Origin of the sequence: Streptomyces durmitorensis (genome assembly GCF_023498005.1) — a bacterium.
Classification (GTDB): Bacteria; Actinomycetota; Actinomycetes; order Streptomycetales; family Streptomycetaceae; genus Streptomyces; species Streptomyces durmitorensis.
Genome location: NZ_CP097289.1, coordinates 4,332,073 through 4,349,257 on the forward strand (window position 1 = coordinate 4,332,073; position 17,185 = coordinate 4,349,257).

At 68.7% G+C, this 17,185-nt stretch carries 19 protein-coding genes; 9 read left to right on the top strand and 10 right to left on the bottom strand.

The features are described 5' to 3' along the window. Positions 1-3: 3 nt before the first annotated feature. The 5 genes from M4V62_RS19405 to hemL all read right to left on the bottom strand — a co-directional run bounded on the left by M4V62_RS19405 (position 4) and on the right by hemL (position 4,914). Positions 4-768, bottom strand: coding sequence for a cytochrome c biogenesis CcdA family protein (locus M4V62_RS19405; protein ID WP_249592903.1), 765 nt, complete (start codon positions 766-768; stop codon positions 4-6). Between the two features lie 10 nt (positions 769-778). Next, positions 779-1,408, bottom strand: a complete 630-nt coding sequence (locus tag M4V62_RS19410; protein WP_249588513.1) for a TlpA family protein disulfide reductase — start codon at positions 1,406-1,408, stop codon at positions 779-781. A 66-nt stretch (positions 1,409-1,474) separates the two neighbouring features. Then, the gene (locus M4V62_RS19415; protein ID WP_249588514.1) at positions 1,475-2,704 is read right to left on the bottom strand and encodes a polysaccharide deacetylase family protein; all 1,230 of its coding nucleotides are present in this window, start codon (positions 2,702-2,704) and stop codon (positions 1,475-1,477) included. 192 nt (positions 2,705-2,896) lie between these two features. After that, a complete protein-coding gene (locus tag M4V62_RS19420) occupies positions 2,897-3,580 on the bottom strand; it encodes a histidine phosphatase family protein (protein WP_249588515.1) in 684 nt (227 codons plus the stop codon). Next, the gene (gene hemL / locus M4V62_RS19425) at positions 3,577-4,914 is read right to left on the bottom strand and encodes a glutamate-1-semialdehyde 2,1-aminomutase (protein ID WP_249592904.1); all 1,338 of its coding nucleotides are present in this window, start codon (positions 4,912-4,914) and stop codon (positions 3,577-3,579) included. The genes M4V62_RS19420 and hemL overlap by 4 nt, the downstream gene beginning before the upstream one ends. Positions 4,915-5,076: 162 nt before the next feature. Here hemL and M4V62_RS19430 point away from each other — a divergent pair, with 162 nt between their 5' ends. After that, complete coding sequence (locus tag M4V62_RS19430) at positions 5,077-5,676, top strand: hypothetical protein (RefSeq protein ID WP_249588516.1); 600 nt, start codon at positions 5,077-5,079, stop codon at positions 5,674-5,676. A 68-nt stretch (positions 5,677-5,744) separates the two neighbouring features. Here the strand turns inward: M4V62_RS19430 and M4V62_RS19435 are convergent, their stop codons facing one another. The 3 genes from M4V62_RS19435 to M4V62_RS19445 all read right to left on the bottom strand — a co-directional run bounded on the left by M4V62_RS19435 (position 5,745) and on the right by M4V62_RS19445 (position 8,243). Then, positions 5,745-6,326, bottom strand: coding sequence for an FMN reductase (locus M4V62_RS19435; RefSeq protein WP_249588517.1), 582 nt, complete (start codon positions 6,324-6,326; stop codon positions 5,745-5,747). Further along, a complete protein-coding gene (locus M4V62_RS19440; protein ID WP_249592905.1) occupies positions 6,323-7,423 on the bottom strand; it encodes an LLM class flavin-dependent oxidoreductase in 1,101 nt (366 codons plus the stop codon). Before M4V62_RS19440 ends, M4V62_RS19435 begins: the two co-directional genes overlap by 4 nt. 190 nt (positions 7,424-7,613) lie before the next feature. Beyond that, positions 7,614-8,243: a TIGR03086 family metal-binding protein gene (locus M4V62_RS19445; protein ID WP_249588518.1), complete on the bottom strand. Its 630-nt coding sequence runs from the start codon at positions 8,241-8,243 to the stop codon at positions 7,614-7,616. Between the two features lie 82 nt (positions 8,244-8,325). Here M4V62_RS19445 and M4V62_RS19450 point away from each other — a divergent pair, with 82 nt between their 5' ends. Beyond that, a complete protein-coding gene (locus M4V62_RS19450) occupies positions 8,326-9,150 on the top strand; it encodes a helix-turn-helix domain-containing protein (RefSeq protein WP_249588519.1) in 825 nt (274 codons plus the stop codon). Here the strand turns inward: M4V62_RS19450 and M4V62_RS19455 are convergent. Continuing rightward, on the bottom strand, positions 9,104-9,643 hold the full coding sequence (locus M4V62_RS19455) for a GNAT family N-acetyltransferase (protein ID WP_249588520.1): 540 nt from the start codon (positions 9,641-9,643) through the stop codon (positions 9,104-9,106). The two genes, M4V62_RS19450 and M4V62_RS19455, sit on opposite strands and share 47 nt — an antisense overlap. A 195-nt stretch (positions 9,644-9,838) precedes the next feature. On the opposite strand from M4V62_RS19455, the gene M4V62_RS19460 reads away from it, so the two are divergent. From M4V62_RS19460 to M4V62_RS19475, 4 genes are all read left to right on the top strand, one after another. Then, a complete protein-coding gene (locus M4V62_RS19460) occupies positions 9,839-10,174 on the top strand; it encodes a YnfA family protein (protein ID WP_249588521.1) in 336 nt (111 codons plus the stop codon). 68 nt (positions 10,175-10,242) lie between these two features. Beyond that, the gene (locus tag M4V62_RS19465; protein WP_249588522.1) at positions 10,243-11,025 is read left to right on the top strand and encodes an SDR family NAD(P)-dependent oxidoreductase; all 783 of its coding nucleotides are present in this window, start codon (positions 10,243-10,245) and stop codon (positions 11,023-11,025) included. Beyond that, positions 11,025-11,183 carry a hypothetical protein gene (locus M4V62_RS19470; RefSeq protein ID WP_249588523.1) on the top strand — a complete coding sequence of 53 codons (159 nt, stop codon included), beginning with the start codon at positions 11,025-11,027 and terminating at the stop codon, positions 11,181-11,183. The genes M4V62_RS19465 and M4V62_RS19470 overlap by 1 nt, the downstream gene beginning before the upstream one ends. 177 nt (positions 11,184-11,360) lie before the next feature. Further along, a complete protein-coding gene (locus M4V62_RS19475) occupies positions 11,361-12,200 on the top strand; it encodes a hypothetical protein (RefSeq protein WP_249588524.1) in 840 nt (279 codons plus the stop codon). A gap of 53 nt (positions 12,201-12,253) precedes the next feature. Here the strand turns inward: M4V62_RS19475 and M4V62_RS19480 are convergent, their stop codons facing one another. Continuing rightward, positions 12,254-13,447: an RtcB family protein gene (locus M4V62_RS19480; RefSeq protein ID WP_249588525.1), complete on the bottom strand. Its 1,194-nt coding sequence runs from the start codon at positions 13,445-13,447 to the stop codon at positions 12,254-12,256. A 182-nt stretch (positions 13,448-13,629) separates the two neighbouring features. On the opposite strand from M4V62_RS19480, the gene M4V62_RS19485 reads away from it, so the two are divergent. The 3 genes from M4V62_RS19485 (at position 13,630) to M4V62_RS19495 (ending at position 17,174) form a co-directional block, all read left to right on the top strand. Further along, positions 13,630-14,514, top strand: coding sequence for a DUF3558 domain-containing protein (locus tag M4V62_RS19485; RefSeq protein ID WP_249588526.1), 885 nt, complete (start codon positions 13,630-13,632; stop codon positions 14,512-14,514). Between the two features lie 116 nt (positions 14,515-14,630). Continuing rightward, positions 14,631-15,509, top strand: a complete 879-nt coding sequence (locus tag M4V62_RS19490) for a DUF3558 domain-containing protein (RefSeq protein ID WP_249588527.1) — start codon at positions 14,631-14,633, stop codon at positions 15,507-15,509. A gap of 174 nt (positions 15,510-15,683) precedes the next feature. Continuing rightward, a complete protein-coding gene (locus tag M4V62_RS19495; protein WP_249588528.1) occupies positions 15,684-17,174 on the top strand; it encodes a DUF2637 domain-containing protein in 1,491 nt (496 codons plus the stop codon). Positions 17,175-17,185 lie beyond the last annotated feature (11 nt).

Sequence of the window (17,185 nt, forward strand, 5' to 3'; positions counted from 1 at the left end):
GGATCAGATCCCCACCGTGTAGCCATTGGACCAGACCTGCATCTGCTGCACGATGCTGTCCCAGACGCCGGTGACAAGGAGCAGCCCGGTCGCGATCATCATGATGCCGCCGATGCGCATCACCCAGACGTAGTGCTTCTTCACCCAGCTGAACGCGCCGAGCGCCTTGCGGAAGGCGATCGCCGCGAGGATGAACGGCAGCCCGAGCCCCACGCAGTACGCGACGCTCAGTATGGCCCCGCGCCCCGCGCTCCCCTGGTCGAGCGCCAGGGAGTTGACGGAGGTGAGCGTCGGCCCCACGCAGGGCGCCCAGCCCACGGCGAACAGCGCGCCGAGCACAGGAGCGCCCGCGAGCCCGGCGGCGGGCTTCTTGTGGAAGCGGAATTCGCGCTGGGAGAGCCAGGGCATGAGGCCCATGAAGAAGATGCCGAGGGCGATCATCACCACGCCGAGCACCTTGGTGATGACGTCCTGGTACTCCTGCAGGTTCTGCCCGACGTATCCGAAGAGCGCCCCGGTGGAGACGAAGACGGCGGTGAAGCCGAGCACGAAGAGCCCGGCCCCGGCGGCCATCCGGCCCCGCTTGGCCTCCGCGAGGTCGGTGCCGCCGACCCCGGTGACGTACGACAGATAGCCCGGCACGAGCGGCAGGACGCACGGCGAGAAGAAGGAGACGAGACCACCGAGCACGGCCACGGGCAGCGCCAGGAGGAGCGCCCCGTTCATGACGGTCTGGTTCGCTTCGCCGACGGCGGCGAGAGAGGACATCACGAGGAGATCACTTCTCCGCGATCAGCGGGTCGATCATCTTGCGCAGCTTCTCTTCGTTGAGCGCCTGCTGCGAGCGGGCCGCGATCTTGCCCTCGCGGTCCAGGACGATCGTGGAGGGGATGAACTTGGGGTTCATCGTGCCCTTGGGGAAGCGCAGCATCAGCTTGCCCATCGGGTCGTGCAGGCTCGGGTAGGAGATCTTCCACTCCTTCTCGAACGTGAGCGCCGGGCCCTTCTGCGGATCGCGGGTGTTGATCCCGACGAACTGCACGCCCTTGCCCTTGAGGTCCTTGGAGACCTTCGCGAAGTTCGGCGCCTCGGCCCGGCACGGCGAACACCAGGAGCCCCATACGTTCAGGACGACGATCTTGCCCTTGTAGTCGGCGACATCGAGGTGCTTGCCCGTGAGGGTCTCCCCCTCGAGCTTCGGCCCGTCCTGGCGTTCGCCCTTGCCGGCCGTGGCGATGCCGTCGGAGCCGGTGACGAAGTTCGTGTTCCCGGAGCCACCGGACGTGCCGCCGGAGCCGCACGCCGACAGGGTCAGCGCGGCGACCGCGGCCCCAGCGCCCAGAAGGGCGGCGCGGCTGCGGCTACGGCTGCGGTTCGTGCTGTGGGGGGCGCGGCAGGCGGCACTCATGTGAAAAGTTTCGCATGTCTGTTTCGGGGATCTTCCGCACCCCCCGGGGTTGCGGAAAGTCCCATTTCAGACGGCCTTCCCGAGTCCCTTCCAGCCACCGGTGGGCTCCTGGCCGACATCAAGGCCCTGCAGGTCGGCGAGCACCTTCGGGTCCTGGACGTCGAGCCAGTCGACGAACTGCCGGAACGAGACGAGGCGTACGTCCTTCTTGCCCGCTATGTGCTTCAGGGCCTCCTCGACGGCGTCCATATAGATGCCGCCGTTCCACTCCTCGAAGTGGTTGCCGATGAAGAACGGCGCGCGGTTGGTCTCATACGCCCGCTTGAATCCGGCGATGTAGGACTCGGTGGCCTGCTTGCGCCAGCCCGGATAGTTGGCCGGCGGCGCCTTGGTGGAGTTGTGCGACTGGTTGGCCAGGATGTTGTAGTCCATCGAAAGGACCTCGAAGGAGTGCCCGGGGAACGGCATCGCCTGGAGCGGCAGATCCCAGATGCCCATCTTCTTCTGGGGCCAGCGCTGACGGCCGCCGGGCGAGGAGGCGTCATAACGCCAGCCGAGCTTCTTCGCCGTCGGCAGCAGGTTTTCCTGGCCGAGGAGACAGGGAGTACGGCCGCCGACGAGTTCCTTGTCGTAGTCGAAAGGCAGCGACGGCAGCTCGGTCCAGCCGGTATTCGTGCGCCATTCCTTCACGAACGCGGTGGCCTGGTCGATTTCGCTCTGCCATTGCGCGGGCGTCCAGTTGGCGACCGTGCCGCTGCCCGCACAGAAGTGCCCGTTGAAGTGCGTGCCGATCTCATGGCCTTCGAGCCAGGCCTGACGGACGTACTTCAGCGTCTCCTTGATGTGACCGTCGGTGAGATAACCGATGTCGGAGGCGCCGACCCCGTTGTTCGGCGGCTTGTACATCCGCTTCTTGGACTCGGGGAGGAGATAGAGCCCGGACAGGAAGAACGTCATCTTCGCGTCGTGGTCCTCGGCCAGCTTCAGGAAGCGCGGGAAGAGACCGTTGCCGACCTCGCCCGCACCGTCCCAGGAGAAGATCACGAACTGCGGGGGCGTCTCACCGGGCTGGAGGGGGACGGGCTTGCCCGGCTGATGCGGCTGCTTGCCCGTGTACGAGGTCGAGCCGTCACCGATCGGCTTCGCCGGGTGCTTGCCGCCACCCTGACCGCCCTCGCCCTTCTCCGCGGAACCGGCCGAATGACTGCTGCTGCCCGTGCCGCAGCCGGCAAGACCCAAAGCGGCGGCGGTCCCGACTCCGAGACCGAGCATTCCCCTGCGACTGAAGTCGCGCATTCCATCCCCATTCGTCGCGCCCTGCGTCCATGCACGATGGACGCCCCGTAAGAGGGCGCGACGAACTAGAGGGTTCCTGCAACAAGCACATATTTAGCGCTTTTTGCCGAGAATGGACATACAGTCGCCAGTCAATTACCCGCCGTCGACTACGAATCGAAGGCGAGCCAATCGAAGGCGAGCCGCCACTGACTAAGCGCCGAACGCCTTGGCCTTCCCCTTCACCGGCTTGGCGCCCGCGAGGAGATGAGCGGGGACGAGATCCCGCGCCGGCTCGCTGTACCCGACCGACACGATCTTGTCGCCGCGGTACGTGAACGTCGTAAGGGAGGCCAGCGTGCACTGCCGCTTGCGCGGGTCGTGCCACAGGCGCCGCTTCTCCACGAAGCTGCGCACGATCCAGATCGGCAACTGATGGCTGACGCACACCGCTTCATGCCCGCGGGCCGCGTCCTTCGCCGCGTCCAGGGCGCCCATCATCCGCACGACCTGCTCGACGTACGGCTCGCCCCAGGACGGCTTGAAGGGGTTGACCAGGTGCTTCCAGTTCTCCGGGTTCTTCAGCGCGCCGTCGCCGACCCCGAAGGTCTTGCCCTCGAAGACGTTGCCCGCCTCGATGAGCCGCCCGTCCGTCGCCAGATCAAGGCCCTGCGCCTTGGCGATCGGCGTCGCCGTCTCCTGCGCGCGGTCCAGGGGTGAGGCCACGACGTGCGTGATGTCACGCGGGGCGAGGTGCTCGGCGACCCGGTCGGCCATCTGCCGCCCCAGCTCGGAGAGGTGGTAGTCGGGAAGGCGTCCGTAGAGGATCCCCTCCGGGTTCTCCACCTCCCCGTGGCGCATCACATGGACGACTGTGAGCTCGCTGCCCGCGCTCATGCGGTGGCCTCCGTGGTGGATTCAGTGGCTTCGGCCGCCGCGCGCGCCGCCGAAGGCAGGGCCGCGGCGATCTTCTCGATCGCCCGCTCGTCATGGGCGGTGGAGACGAACCAGGACTCGAAGGCCGACGGCGGCAGATACACGCCCTGCGACAGCATCGAGTGGAAGAACGCGGTGAAGCGGAACGACTCCTGGGCCTTCGCGTCGTCGTAGTTCCGCACGTCACCGTCGGTGAAGAAGACGGAGAACATGTTCGACGCGTTCTGCAGCCGGTGCGCCACGCCCTCCTTGGAGAGCGCCTCGGTGACCAGGCCGCGCAGCTGCTCGGAGACGGCGTCGACCTTCTCGTACGCCGCGTCGTCGAGCAGCCGCAGCTGCGCGAGGCCCGCGGCCGTCGCGATCGGGTTCCCCGACAGGGTGCCCGCCTGGTAGACGGGACCGACCGGGGCGAGGTGCCCCATGACATCGGCGCGACCACCGAAAGCGGCGGCCGGGAAGCCGCCGCCCATGACCTTGCCGAAGGTCATCAGATCGGGCCGCACGCCGTCGACGCCGAACCAGCCCGCCTTCGACGTACGGAAGCCGGTCATCACCTCGTCCGAGATGTACAGCGCGCCGTTCTCCCGGCAGAGGTCGGCCAGGCCCTGGTTGAAGCCCTCACGCGGCGGTACGACGCCCATGTTGCCCGGCGACGCCTCCGTGATGACACAGGCGATCTCACCGGCGTTCGCGGCGAACGCGGCGCGCACGGCATCGAGGTCGTTGTACGGGACGACGATCGTGTCGCCCGCCTGGGCGCCGGTGACGCCCGGGGTGTCCGGAAGACCGAAGGTGGCGAGACCGGATCCCGCGGCGGCGAGCAGCGCGTCCACGTGACCGTGGTAACAGCCGGCGAACTTGATGATCTTGGCGCGGCCGGTGAATCCGCGCGCCAGGCGGATCGCGGACATCGTCGCCTCGGTGCCGCTGGAGACAAGACGCACCTGCTCGACGGGCGCGATGCGCGCGACGATCTCCTCGGCGAGCGCGACCTCGCCCTCGCCGGGCGTGCCGAAGGACGTGCCGCGCGCGACGGCCTCCTGGACGGCGGCGATCACATCGGGGTGGGAGTGGCCGAGGATCATCGGCCCCCACGAGCAGACGAGGTCTACGTACTCACGGCCGTCGGCGTCCGTGAGGTACGGACCGGTACCGGACACCATGAAGCGGGGCGTACCGCCCACAGCGCGGAAAGCGCGCACGGGAGAGTTCACACCGCCGGGCGTCACGGCCGCCGCACGGTCGAAGAGAGTCTGCGAAACTGGGGCGCTATACGGGAAGCTCACATGAACCATGGTGTCAGAGGCTTCGGACATCCTGCGGACAGGTGTTTCACTCGACGTTTTAGCCGGTGACCGTGGGGGAGGTCACTGACACGATGATCGGGTTGCGCGGCGGGGGCCGCGAGGCCTAGAAAAGCAGGGGCGGGCGCCCTGGAAAAGCAGTCGGGTGGAGATATGCATCGCGGTGGCGGACTGGGCGAGGGGACCGACGACCTGGGTCCGCGGCGTGCCCGGCGGATCGGCAAGCACCGGCGCGAGGCGGAAGCGGCCGAGGCAGAAGCCTTGGCACGGGGCGAGACGGAGCAGGACCGGGCGGGAACCAGGAGTGGCCGGGTGGGCGGGGTGACCTACAAGTACTTCGGAGCCCCGGACGGCGCGACCGCCGCCCGAGTGCCCATCTCGATGCGCCCCGAAGAGCTCGGCGGCGACGAGCTCGGCATGGGCGGCATGTTCACGAAGATCAAGCCGGAGACGGTGGCCGCGATGGTCCTGACCGGCATCGAGGGGATACCCCTGAACAAGGTCCCCCCGCTGGAACTGGTCGTCCTGCACCCCGACTACGCCGTGGTGAAGCTCCCCATGACGGTCGTCGACCCGCTGCGCGGCATCGGCGAGGAGTCGGTGGGCGCCGCGGCGTTCATCTGGTCCACGGTCCCCGACCGCGGCGGCCCGCGCGACGCGTTCAACGTCTATCAACTGCTGCACGAATGGCAGGACTTCAGCCACCGGCTGCATGACGCGGGGCATCAGGCGTACTGCCTGGTGTGGCCCTGACACCCCGCGCCCTGACAACCCGCGCCCTTGCGCTCTTGCTGCCTTGCGCTCTTGCGCCCAGGCCGGATCTACTCCGGCCGCAGCGCCGCGAGCTGCCGCTCGAAGGGGATCAGCTCGTCCTCCTCGACCGTTGCCGGTCGCATGATTCTGGCCAATTCGGCCGCGGCCCGCTCGATGCGGCCCTCCAGGCCGTCCGCGCCCCAGTCCTCGGACGCCGCGTACACGGCGGTCGGCACGACCACCGCCCGCAGATACGCGAACAGCGGTCGCATCGCGTGCTCCAGGACCAGCGAATGGCGTGCGGTGCCGCCTGTCGCCGCGATCAGGACCGGCGTACCGGCGATCGCGTCCTTGTCGAGGACCGTGAGCACGTCGAAGAACGACTTGAAGAGGCCGCTGTACGAGGCGGAGAAGACCGGCGTGACGGCGATCAGGCCGTCCGCGGACTTCACCGCGTCCGCCGCCGCGCTCAGCTCGGGGCCGGGGAACCCGGTGGCGTAGTTGTGCGCGATCTCCACGGCCAGGTCGCGGAGTTCGACGACCTCGATCTCCACGTCGGCGTGGCGTCCGGTGGCCGCCGCGAGGCGGTCGGCCAGGAGGCGGGTGGAGGACGGGACGCTCAGCCCCGCCGATACGACGACGAGCTTCATGCGGTGACCTCCTTCTCGGCACTGCTCTGGGCGGCCGCCACGCGTGCGGCGTGCGTCGGTGCGTCCGGGACGTTCGCCGGGCGGTTCTTGGCGAACTCCTCGCGCAGGACAGGGACGACCTCCTCGCCGAGGATGTCCAGCTGCTCCAGGACCGTCTTGAGGGGCAGGCCCGCGTGGTCCATCAGGAACAGCTGGCGCTGGTAGTCGCCGACGGCGTCACGGAAGGACAGCGTCCGCTCGATGACCTCCTGCGGGGAGCCGACGGTCAGCGGGGTCTGGGACGTGAACTCCTCCAGGGACGGGCCGTGCCCGTAGACCGGGGCATTGTCGAAGTACGGGCGGAACTCCCGCACCGCGTCCTGGGAGTTCTTCCGCATGAAGACCTGCCCGCCGAGCCCGACGATCGCCTGCTCGGGCGTGCCGTGTCCGTAGTGCGCGTACCGGTTGCGGTAGAGCTCGACCATCTTCTTGGTGTGCTCCTGCGGCCAGAAGATGTTGTTGTGGAAGAACCCATCGCCGTAGTACGCGGCCTGCTCGGCGATCTCCGGGGAGCGGATCGAGCCGTGCCAGACGAAGGGCGCGGTGCCGTCCAGCGGGCGGGGCGTCGAGGTAAAGGACTGCAGGGGCGTACGGAACTTGCCCTCCCACGTCACGACGTCCTCGCGCCACAGGCGGTGCAGGAGCGCGTAGTTCTCGACGGCGAGGTTGATGCCCTGGCGGATGTCCTTGCCGAACCACGGGTACACCGGGCCGGTGTTGCCGCGGCCCATCATCACGTCGACCCGGCCTTCGGCGAGGTGCTGGAGCATCGCGAAGTCCTCGGCGATCTTCACCGGATCGTTCGTGGTGATGAGGGTGGTGGAGGTGGAGAGGATCAGGTTCTCGGTGCGGGCGGCGATGTAGCCGAGCATCGTGGTGGGCGAGGACGGGACGAACGGCGGGTTGTGGTGCTCGCCGGTCGCGAACACGTCGAGCCCGACCTCCTCGGCCTTCAGCGCGATGGCGACCATGGCCTTGATGCGCTCGTGCTCGGTGGGGGTGCGGCCCGTGGTGGGGTCCGGCGTCACGTCGCCGACGCTGAAGATCCCGAACTGCATGCCGGATCCGGACTGCATGGCTGACTCACTCTCCGCAGGTTGTTGACTGTTCAACTATACCTACGGAACGGTGGCGGTCCAGGGGGTATTCCCGGGCGGGGCTTCGGCGGGGGCTCCGGGCGGGGCTTCGGCGGGGGCGGGGCAGGGCTTCGGCGGGGGCGGGGCAGGGCTTCCGCCGGACAGGGCCCGGCTAGGGCACGGAAGGGGTCTGCGGGGTCTGCGGGGTCTGTGGGGTCCGTGGGGTCCAGTGCGGGTCACGGCCCGTCTCGGCGAGCAGCCGCTCCAGCTCCCCGGCCCCCTCGGGCACGGCGACCGGCTCCCCGAAGACGCCCATCTTCCGGGCCGTCGGCGCCAGCCCCGCGACAGATTCCCGCAACGCGGCGACCACACCGCTGCTCTCAGGGGCCGCCTCGAACTCCTGACCCGTGGCACGGGACAGATCCCAGGCGTGCACCGTCAGATCGAGCAGCGCCATGCTGCCGACCGTCGTCGCGGGCATGCCCATCGCACCCGTGGTGCCCTCGTCGGCGCCAGGGGCGGACCAGGCGGCGACCAGCTTCCCCGCCTCGTCGGCGAAACGGTCGCGCCAGTCGGGGCCCTCGGCGACGAAGTCGGGCGTCTCGCCGAACTCGGAGTCCTGCTTGGCGGCCAGCGCCTGGAACTGGACGACCACCTGGTGGAGGTGGTTGACCAGGGCCTTCACGTCATAGTCGGCACAGGGGGTGGGGGCGGTGAGGCGGTCTTCCGGGATGGCGCGGACGACAGGGACCGCGTGGTCGGCCGCCACCTTCAGGAGATCACCGATGCTGTTCTCAGTCATGCCACGACGTTAGGACCGCGATCACCCCCGTGGCTTGAAGAAACGCGACACCGGCCGCAGACCCCCGGCATACGATCCAGCCATGGCCGACGCCTCCGAGCCCGCCCCGCGCAGCGACACCAAGGGCATCGTCGACGCCGCCGGGCTCTTCGCCCGCGCACGGTTCCGCCGGCACCTGGCAGCGCCCGCACTGCGCCCCTACGTGGAGCAGTACTGGCTGATCGACTGGGACCTGCCCCAGCCGTACGCCTCGCACGTCGTCCCGCACCCCTCCGTGAACGTCGTCTTCCAGACCCTCCCCGGCCAGGAACCCTTCGCCGAGGTCGCGGGCATCGGGCTCGACCTCTTCACCCAGAAGCTGGAAGGACGGGGGCGGGTCTGCGGGGTGAAGTTCCGCCCCGGCGGCTTCCGCCCGTTCGCCCCGGAGCACCCGGTCTCCGCCTGGACCGGCCGGCGGATGCTGCCCCTGGAGGAGGTGTTCGCCGAGGTCCCCGACGGCGCACTGGACGCGGTCCTGACCCCCGACGACGAGCAGGCGCGCGTGGCGGCGCTCGACGCCTTCCTCCTGGCCATCGGCCCCACCCCCGACCCCCAGGCGGACCTGGCGACGGCCCTCGCCGAACGCATCGGCACGGACCGCGGGATCCGCCGGGTGAGCGAGTTCGCGCGGGCGGAGGGCATGACCGTACGGACGCTGCAACGACTGTTCTCGGCGTACGTGGGGGTCGGCCCGAAGTGGCTGATCCTGCGCCACCGGATCCACGAGGCGCTGGAGCGGGCGGAGACGGACGCGGAGGTGGACTGGGCGGACCTGGCGGCCACGCTGGGCTACGCCGACCAGGCCCACCTCGTCAGGGACTTCACGACGACGGTGGGTGTTCCCCCGACGGCGTACGCGCCGCACTGAGGGGCAGATCGACGCTCCAGTCGTTGCACCGCATCCAGTGCCCCTTCGGATACTCGAAGTCGTGCTCGCCCCCCTGCGTGAACCCGGCCTTCCGGCACACCCCGTTGGAAGCCGCGTGGTCCGCCGAGGGAAAGGCATGCAGCCGCGGGTGCCGACCGGCGGCCCGAGCCTCCTCGACGACAAGCCGCGCGGCGCTCGCCGCGATGCCCCGCCCCTGGAACCCGGGCAGCACACTCCACCCCGTCTCCCAGGTGGACTCCCCCTGCCAGGACGTCTCCCAGTACCCGATGACCCCGACGGTGCTCCCGTCCAGGACGATCCGGAACATCTGCCCCCGCTCCAGCCCGAGGTAGCGGCGATGCCGGGACACCAACTGCTCGTGCGTCTCGGGACCCCCCAAGTGCGCGGTCATCTCAGCGGAGTTGCAGGCGACCAACAACTCGAAGTCACCCTCGGACCAGCGAACCAGACGTACAGACGACGATCTCTCCATACCGGCCACGGTACGGCGAGGGTCTGACAACGCCCCGCGACCGCTCGAAGAACGCGAACCAGCCGCCCCCGAGCTTGCCGCCTCCAGGCTGAGCAGGTTCAGGCATCTGCGCCAGACAGAAAACGTACGACGCAGAGACCTGCAGAGACCTGCAGAGACCTGCAGAGACCTGAGGGGTCATGCCACGATTCCCCCATGCTCACCGCCCGCTCCGTCGCCCTCTTCGCCCTCGCCGCACTCTTCGAGATCGGCGGCGCCTGGCTCGTCTGGCAGGGCGTACGCGAGCACAAGGGCTGGGCCTGGATCGGCGCGGGCGTCATCGCCCTCGGCGTCTACGGCTTCGTGGCCACGCTCCAGCCCGACGCCGAGTTCGGCCGCATCCTCGCCGCGTACGGCGGCGTCTTCGTCGCCGGATCGATCGCCTGGGGCATGGTCGCCGACGGCTACCGGCCCGACCGCTGGGACGTGACCGGGGCGCTGATCTGCCTCGCCGGCATGGCGGTGATCATGTACGCCCCACGGGGCCGCTAGCCCGGCGACCTATCCTGGCGGAACAGGCCAGGAACACACGTACGCATCAGGACGCACAAGGAGCAGCCATGACCGCCGCCGCGAACGCCGCGCCCGCCGCCACCCGCATCGCGATCGTCACCGGCGCGAGCAGCGGCATCGGCGCCGCCACCGCGCGCGGACTCGCGGCCGCCGGCTACCGCGTCGTCCTCACCGCCCGCCGCAAGGACCGCATCGAGGCACTCGCCGCGGAGATCACGGCCGCGGGCCACGACGCCATGGCGTACGCGCTCGACATCACCGACCGCACGGCCGTCGACGAGTTCGCCACCGCCTTCCGCAAGGTCGCGGTCCTGGTCAACAACGCGGGCGGCGCGCTCGGCGCCGACACCATCGCCACCGGCGACCCCGCCGACTGGCGCCAGATGTACGAGACGAACGTCATCGGCACCCTGAACGTCACCCAGGCCCTGCTCCCCGCGCTCACCGCGAGCGGCGACGGCACGATCGTGGTCCTCTCCTCCACGGCCGGCCACGGCACGTACGAGGGCGGCGGCGGCTACGTGGCCGCGAAGCACGCCGAGCACGTCCTCGCCGAGACCCTGCGCCTGGAGATCGTCGGCACCCCGGTCCGCGTGATCGAGGTCGCCCCCGGCATGGTCAAGACGGAGGAGTTCGCCACGACCCGCTTCGGCGGCGACGAGGAGAAGGCCGCGAAGGTCTACGCGGGAGTATCGGCCCCCCTCACGGCGGACGACGTGGCGGACACGATCACCTGGGCGGTGACCCGGCCGCCCCACGTCAACATCGACCTCCTGGTGGTCCGCCCCCGCGCCCAGGCCTCGAACACGAAGGTCCACAGGGAGCTGTGATGCCGGCCCCCGAGGAGAGGGCCGAGACGGCCGAGCAGCGCCACCTCACCCAGGAGACGAAGAACGAACGCCTGGTGTGGTGGTACCTGGCGTACTTCCTCTTCGGCATCCACATCATCGCGTTCGTCATGATCTTCGCCATCAAGAACGCGAAGTAGGCGTACACCCCGGCAATCCACATACGCGAGTCACCCACATTGGTGAACGCGTCGTATCGCCATGCCAGTTGGCGCGTGGTCTGCCTAGGCTCAGATCGACAACAGCACACAGAACGGCCCCGGCCGGGATTGCAGTCCCGGCCGGGGCCTGACCATCAAGGAAGGACTCACTTCCTCATGGCTGAGCGCGAGCCTAACGCGAGCTCATCGCAGTTCATGGACCTCGAAGTCCCCGAGTACGCCTACATGTTCGGCTTCTTGCAAGCCGACGGGCATCTAGCGCAAGGGAGCGGCCAGAAGGGCCGCCTGGCGGTCGAGGTCAGCATCCGCGACATCGATCTCCTGTACCGGTTCAAGCAGCTGACGCCCTACAACAGCAGCGTCACCGAACGCATCCGGTCCACGAACTTCGCAATGTCTCACCATTCGGCAACCTGGACACTGTGCAGCCTCGACGCCAGGACCAAGATCAATCAACTCGGTCTGCCTTATGGCCGCAAGTCCAAGAAGATCGCCCCGCCACGCACCGAGTTCTCGCGTCGCGACTACCTACGAGGAGTCGTTGATGCAGACGGTTCCATCGGCTACACAAGCCAAGGCTTCCCCTTCGTTTCGCTGACGACTGCCAGCACAGCTGTAGGGGTCTACCTCTGCCGCTACGCCCGCCAGCTCACGGGCGCCGAACGCCTGATCAGGCGCAACGCACGCGACCAGATCTACAACATCTCCTACGAGAAGGAGACAGCCCAGGCACTCGCAGCAGATCTGTACTACCCAGGATGCCTCTCCCTGGGACGCAAGCAGGTCAAGGCCGACGCACTCGCCTCATGGGCCCGCCCAGTCGACATGCGAATTGCGCACACACAACGGCGCTGGACGCCAAAGGATGACCAGGTCCTGCTCCAGCTCCGCGACGCCGCAGCTGCAGCCTCGGAACTCGGGCGGACCGAGAGGAGCTGCCATATGCGCCTATGGCGACTCCGCACCGGCCGAGTGTTGATGCCGACCGATCACTAGAACGCCGGACACAAGTGGGGCCGGGCCAACCACTGCCCGGCCCCACTTACAGCTCAGCCCTTGACGCAGACAACCTGCTTCAGCTTCGCCACGACTTCAACAAGGTCCCGCTGATGCTCCATGACCTGCTCGATCGGTTTGTACGCACCCGGAATCTCGTCCACGACGCCCGAGTCCTTGCGGCACTCGACGCCCCGCGTCTGCTCTTCAAGGTCCCGCACCGAGAAACGCTTCTTCGCCGCGTTGCGGCTCATCCGCCGACCCGCCCCGTGCGAGGCCGAGTTGAAGGCCTTCTCGTTGCCGAGGCCCTTCACGATGTACGTTGCCGTGCCCATCGACCCCGGAATGATGCCGAGGTCACCGGAGCCCGCCCGGATCGCGCCCTTACGCGTGACCAGCAGGTCCATGCCCTCGTACCGCTCCTCGGCAACGTAATTGTGGTGACAGCTGACCTCCGCCTCGAAGCTCGGCTTCGCCTTCTTGAACTCCCGACGGATGACGTCCCTCAGGAGGCCCATCATGATCGCGCGGTTGTACTTCGCGTACTCCTGAGCCCAGTAGAGGTCGTTCCGGTACGCCGCCATCTGCGGGGTGTCCGAGACGAAGACCGCCAAGTCACGGTCGACCAGGCCTTGGTTGTGCGGGAGTTTCTGCGCAATGCCTATGTGGTGCTCGGCGAGTTCCTTGCCGATGTTGCGGGAGCCGGAGTGCAGAGTGAGCCACACGGAGCCCACCGAATCGAACGACAGCTCGAGGTGGTGATTTCCCGCGCCGAGGGTTCCCATCTGCTTGGTAGCCCGATCCTCACGGAACTTCACGGCATCAGCGACCCCCTCGAACCGCGACCAGAAGTCCCCCCACTCCGCAGTCCCGAACCCATGCAACCTCCCCGGATCCACCGGATCCGCATGCATCCCCCGCCCCACCGGAATCGCCTGCTCGATCTTCGACCGAAGCCGCGACAGATCCCCCGGCAGGTCATTGGCCGTCAACGAGGTCTTGACGGCGGACATCCCGCAGCCGATGTCCACACCCACCGCCGCGGGACACACCGCCCCCTGCATGGCGATCACCGAACCGACCGTCGCGCCCTTGCCGTAGTGGACGTCCGGCATGACGGCCAGGCCCTTGATCCAGGGCAGCGTCGCCACGTTCTGGAGCTGCTGGAGTGCGACATCCTCGACCGAGGCCGGGTCCGTCCACATGCGGATCGGTACCTTTGCCCCGGGAACCTCCACGTACGACATAACGCCCTCATTCCCCCGTAGTTGAACAGAAGTGCTGAAAGTCTCGTAGCGCAAATACCGGAGCCAAGGTCAACGAAAGGTACGACGGACCGGCGTCCACGGCATTGCGTGCGATACACATTGTGTCCACCGGTCGCCCACCAGCGGCAACCCAATATCCCCGGCGAGAAGGAGCCCACACGGTGCAGCGGAAGGCGTACGTACCAGGCGTCGCAGCTCTCATCGCGGCGCTGCTCGCCGGCTGCACCGGCGGTGGCGCGCTCGGCGGCGAGCCGGACGACTCGAAGCCCGGCGACACCGGCAGCTCCACCGCGGCCGCCGAGCCCGGCAAGTACCGCACGCTCCCCGAACCCTGCGGCCAGGTCGACCGCGGCACGCTCGACTCGATGCTGCCCGGCATCAAGGAGGTGCAGGACGAGGAGCAGCGGGAGAAGGCGTACGAGGGTGCGCCCACCGTCACGTACGACACCGACCGTCGTGTGGGCTGCCGCTGGAAGGTGGAGTCCTCGGGCGCCACCCACCATCTGCTCGTCGACTTCGAGCGCGTGGTCTCGTACGACAACGGCGTCAGCGATGACACCCGCGCCGCGGAGGTCTATGCGTCGAAGGTCCAGAAGGCGGACCTGCCCGAGCCTTCCGGCACTCCGACCGCCGATGACGGCGAGAGCGAGGGCGAGGGCGAGGGGGCCGGTGCCGAGCCTTCCGACGGTGCCGATAAGGGTACGGATGCGGATGAGTCCGGCAAGGGCGACAGTAAGGGTGATGCGAGCGACAGCGCCTCCGGTGACTCCGGTGACTCCTCTGGCGAGGCCGTCACGCCCCCCGGTCTTGAGCCCCGCATCCTCGACGACCTGGGCGACGAGGCCTTCCTCGATGACGCGCTCACCACGTCCGGTTCCGCGACCCGGCACCGCACGGTGACTGTGGTGTTCCGCACGTCGAACGTCATCGTGACCGTCGAGTACGACGAGCAGCCGGGGCGTCTCACCGACATCCCCGACAGCAAGGAAATGCAGGACATGGCGCAGGAACTGGCCGGAGGCCTGGCCGACGGCTTCGACGAATAGCGACGGTTCGGACGGGTGCCCGGCTCCTCGGAAGCGGAGTCGTCCGCGTCGGGCACGGCGTACCGTGGCCCATCGAACCGACGACAGCCGTCTTGAGTGACTTGAGTGAAGGAACCATGCACCGACCAGCACAGCGACTCACCCGCATACTCACCTGCGCAGCCGCCGTACCGGTGATCTTCATTGCCTCCGGCTGCTCCTCCGACTCCGGCTCGGGTTCGGACGGGGCCAAGAAGGACTCGGGCTCGAAGGCTTCCGCTTCGGCCTCGGGCAAGGACAAGGCCGCGACCGTGGAGAAGGCGGCGTTCAGCAAGCTGCCCGAGCCCTGCGAGGTCCTGTCGAAGAAGTCGCTCGACGACCTCGTCCCGGAGGCGAAGGACAAGTCGGGCAAGGCGGGCACGTCCGACGACACGTCGGCGCGTGGCACCTGCTCCTGGGACAGCCTCGACAACAACGGCGTCGACGGCTCGCAGTTCCGTTGGCTCCGTGTCTCGCTGATGCGCTTCGACTCGGACGCGTCGCTGGGCAGCGGTGCCAAGCGCGCGCAGAACAACTTCGCGAAGCAGGTCGCGGACGCGCAGGCGACGGAGGGCGCGAAGAGCGTCAAGACGGAGCCGGTGCCGGGTATGGGCGACCAGACGACGGTCGTGGCGTACGACCTGAAGAAGGACAAGGAAAACTTCAAGCAGCAGACGGTCGTGACGCGCGTGGAGAACGCCGTCGTCACGATCGACTACAACGGCGCGGGCCTGGCCGGTGACAAGGCGCCGAGCGCGAAGGACCTGTCGAAGGCTGCCGAGAAGGCGGCGAAGGAGGCCTCCGCCGCGGTCGTCTCCGCGAACAAGGCGGGCGGCACGGACAGCGGCAGCGGCAGCGGCAGCGGCTCCAAGGAGTCGGACTCGAAGGACTCCGGTTCCGAGGACTCCGGCTCGAAGGATTCCAAGGACTCGGGCTCCAAGGAGAGCTCCAAGTCCAGCACCAAGCCCAAGAGCTGACGCCGGGCGGCGATAAGCCCGCGTACGCGTTACGCGGGCAACTGGCAGCCCAGTCAAGGCAGTTGTGGAGCCCGGCCCCCTGGTGGCCGGGCTCCTGCCGTACCGGCACACCGTCTTCCGCATGCGTGTGCCAGGCTGTCGCTCGCAACAAACCGAACAGGGAGGGGTTCGCGGGTGGCCGCGATGCAGCTGACACGCACGCACCGAATACTCATCGGCGTGGTCGTCGCCGGTGCGGTCGTCATCGCCGGTATCGGTTTCGCGGGGTCGTACGCGGCCGTGCGCGAACTCGCCGAGCAGAAGGGCTTCGGCAGCTTCTCGGTGGTCTTCCCGATCGGCATCGACGCGGGCATCTGCGTCCTGCTGGCGCTCGACCTCCTGCTTACCTGGATCCGCATCCCCTTCCCGCTGCTGCGCCAGACGGCGTGGCTCCTGACGGCGGCGACGATCGCCTTCAACGGCGCGGCGGCCTGGCCCGACCCGCTGGGCGTGGGCATGCACGCGGTCATCCCGATCCTGTTCGTGGTCGCCGTCGAGGCGGCGCGGCACGCGGTGGGCCGGATCGCGGACATCACGGCCGACAAGCACATGGAGGGCGTGCGTCTGACGCGCTGGCTCCTGTCTCCCGTGCCCACGTTCAAGCTGTGGCGCCGGATGAAGCTGTGGGAGATCCGCTCCTACGAGCAGGTCATCCAGCTGGAGCAGGACCGCCTCATCTACCAGGCCCGCCTCCAGGCCCGCTTCGGCCGCTCCTGGCGCCGCAAGGCCCCCGTCGAGTCCCTGATGCCGCTGCGCCTGGCGCGCTTCGGCGTACCGCTCGCCCAGACCGCTCCCGCGGGCCTCGCAGCGGCGGGCATCGAACCCGCGCTGCTCCCGCCGGCGCCGGTTCCTGCGGAACAACAGCAGCAGCCTGAGCTGGTGGCGCCGGCCGCGCCGCAGCTGGAGGCGGAGCCCGCGCCGCGGGCCGAGCAGGGGCAGCAGCAGGAACAGACACAGGCGCAGGCACAGGCACAGGCACAGGAACAGGGGCAGCACCCGCAGGGGCAGCAGCAGCCGGAGCCCGAGGTCGCGCAGGTGAGCCCGTGGTTCGCGGCCCAGCAGCCTTCGTACGTTCCTGAAGAGCCGCACGACCAGTGGTACGCGGACCAGCAGGCGTACGCGGAGCAGCAGGCCTACGTCGAGCAGCAGGCCTATCTGGAGCAGCAGCAGGCGTACTTCGACGAGCAGGGCGACCCTGCGGCTGCCGCTCCCGAGTCCGCGTTCCCGGTCCCGGCGGGTCCCGGCCGCACGCGTCCGCTCGGCGGTCAGCACTTGATCCCGGGCCCGCGCGAGGAGCAGACGCCCGACGTCGACGACGACCTGCGCGAGGAGGCGCCCGAGGTGCCCGAGGTGCCCGAGGTGCCCGAGGTCCTGGAAGCGCTGCCCGACGCGTCCGGTCTCCCGGACGACGTCTCGCGCGAGGACGCATACTTCGCGGCGTTCCGGAAGTACGTGAGCGAGCTCGGGGACTACCCCAACGCCCGGCAGTTCGGCCTGTACTTGATGGACCTGTACGGCGTCACGGGCCAGGCGGGCGGCCCTCCGGCGGAGAGCACCCTGCGCCCTTACCTGCGTGACTTCCGGGGCCGCTACCAGGAGGAGCTGGACTCCGAGTACAGCGCGTAGGGGCGCCGCGG

Bases quoted from the DNA above. Each gene is read 5' to 3' on its own strand.
- M4V62_RS19465 (WP_249588522.1), top strand. From the start codon at position 10,243: ATGACCGCCGCCGCGAACGCCGCGCCCGCCGCCACCCGCATCGCGATC.
- M4V62_RS19475 (WP_249588524.1), top strand. From the start codon at position 11,361: ATGGCTGAGCGCGAGCCTAACGCGAGCTCATCGCAGTTCATGGACCTC.
- M4V62_RS19470 (WP_249588523.1), top strand. From the start codon at position 11,025: ATGCCGGCCCCCGAGGAGAGGGCCGAGACGGCCGAGCAGCGCCACCTC.
- M4V62_RS19435 (WP_249588517.1), bottom strand. From the start codon at position 6,326: ATGAAGCTCGTCGTCGTATCGGCGGGGCTGAGCGTCCCGTCCTCCACC.
- M4V62_RS19455 (WP_249588520.1), bottom strand. From the start codon at position 9,643: ATGGAGAGATCGTCGTCTGTACGTCTGGTTCGCTGGTCCGAGGGTGAC.
- M4V62_RS19410 (WP_249588513.1), bottom strand. From the start codon at position 1,408: ATGAGTGCCGCCTGCCGCGCCCCCCACAGCACGAACCGCAGCCGTAGC.
- M4V62_RS19405 (WP_249592903.1), bottom strand. From the start codon at position 768: ATGTCCTCTCTCGCCGCCGTCGGCGAAGCGAACCAGACCGTCATGAAC.
- M4V62_RS19440 (WP_249592905.1), bottom strand. From the start codon at position 7,423: ATGCAGTTCGGGATCTTCAGCGTCGGCGACGTGACGCCGGACCCCACC.
- M4V62_RS19430 (WP_249588516.1), top strand. From the start codon at position 5,077: ATGCATCGCGGTGGCGGACTGGGCGAGGGGACCGACGACCTGGGTCCG.
- M4V62_RS19445 (WP_249588518.1), bottom strand. From the start codon at position 8,243: ATGACTGAGAACAGCATCGGTGATCTCCTGAAGGTGGCGGCCGACCAC.
- M4V62_RS19480 (WP_249588525.1), bottom strand. From the start codon at position 13,447: ATGTCGTACGTGGAGGTTCCCGGGGCAAAGGTACCGATCCGCATGTGG.
- M4V62_RS19460 (WP_249588521.1), top strand. From the start codon at position 9,839: ATGCTCACCGCCCGCTCCGTCGCCCTCTTCGCCCTCGCCGCACTCTTC.
- M4V62_RS19420 (WP_249588515.1), bottom strand. From the start codon at position 3,580: ATGAGCGCGGGCAGCGAGCTCACAGTCGTCCATGTGATGCGCCACGGG.
- M4V62_RS19415 (WP_249588514.1), bottom strand. From the start codon at position 2,704: ATGCGCGACTTCAGTCGCAGGGGAATGCTCGGTCTCGGAGTCGGGACC.
- M4V62_RS19490 (WP_249588527.1), top strand. From the start codon at position 14,631: ATGCACCGACCAGCACAGCGACTCACCCGCATACTCACCTGCGCAGCC.
- hemL (WP_249592904.1), bottom strand. From the start codon at position 4,914: ATGGTTCATGTGAGCTTCCCGTATAGCGCCCCAGTTTCGCAGACTCTC.
- M4V62_RS19450 (WP_249588519.1), top strand. From the start codon at position 8,326: ATGGCCGACGCCTCCGAGCCCGCCCCGCGCAGCGACACCAAGGGCATC.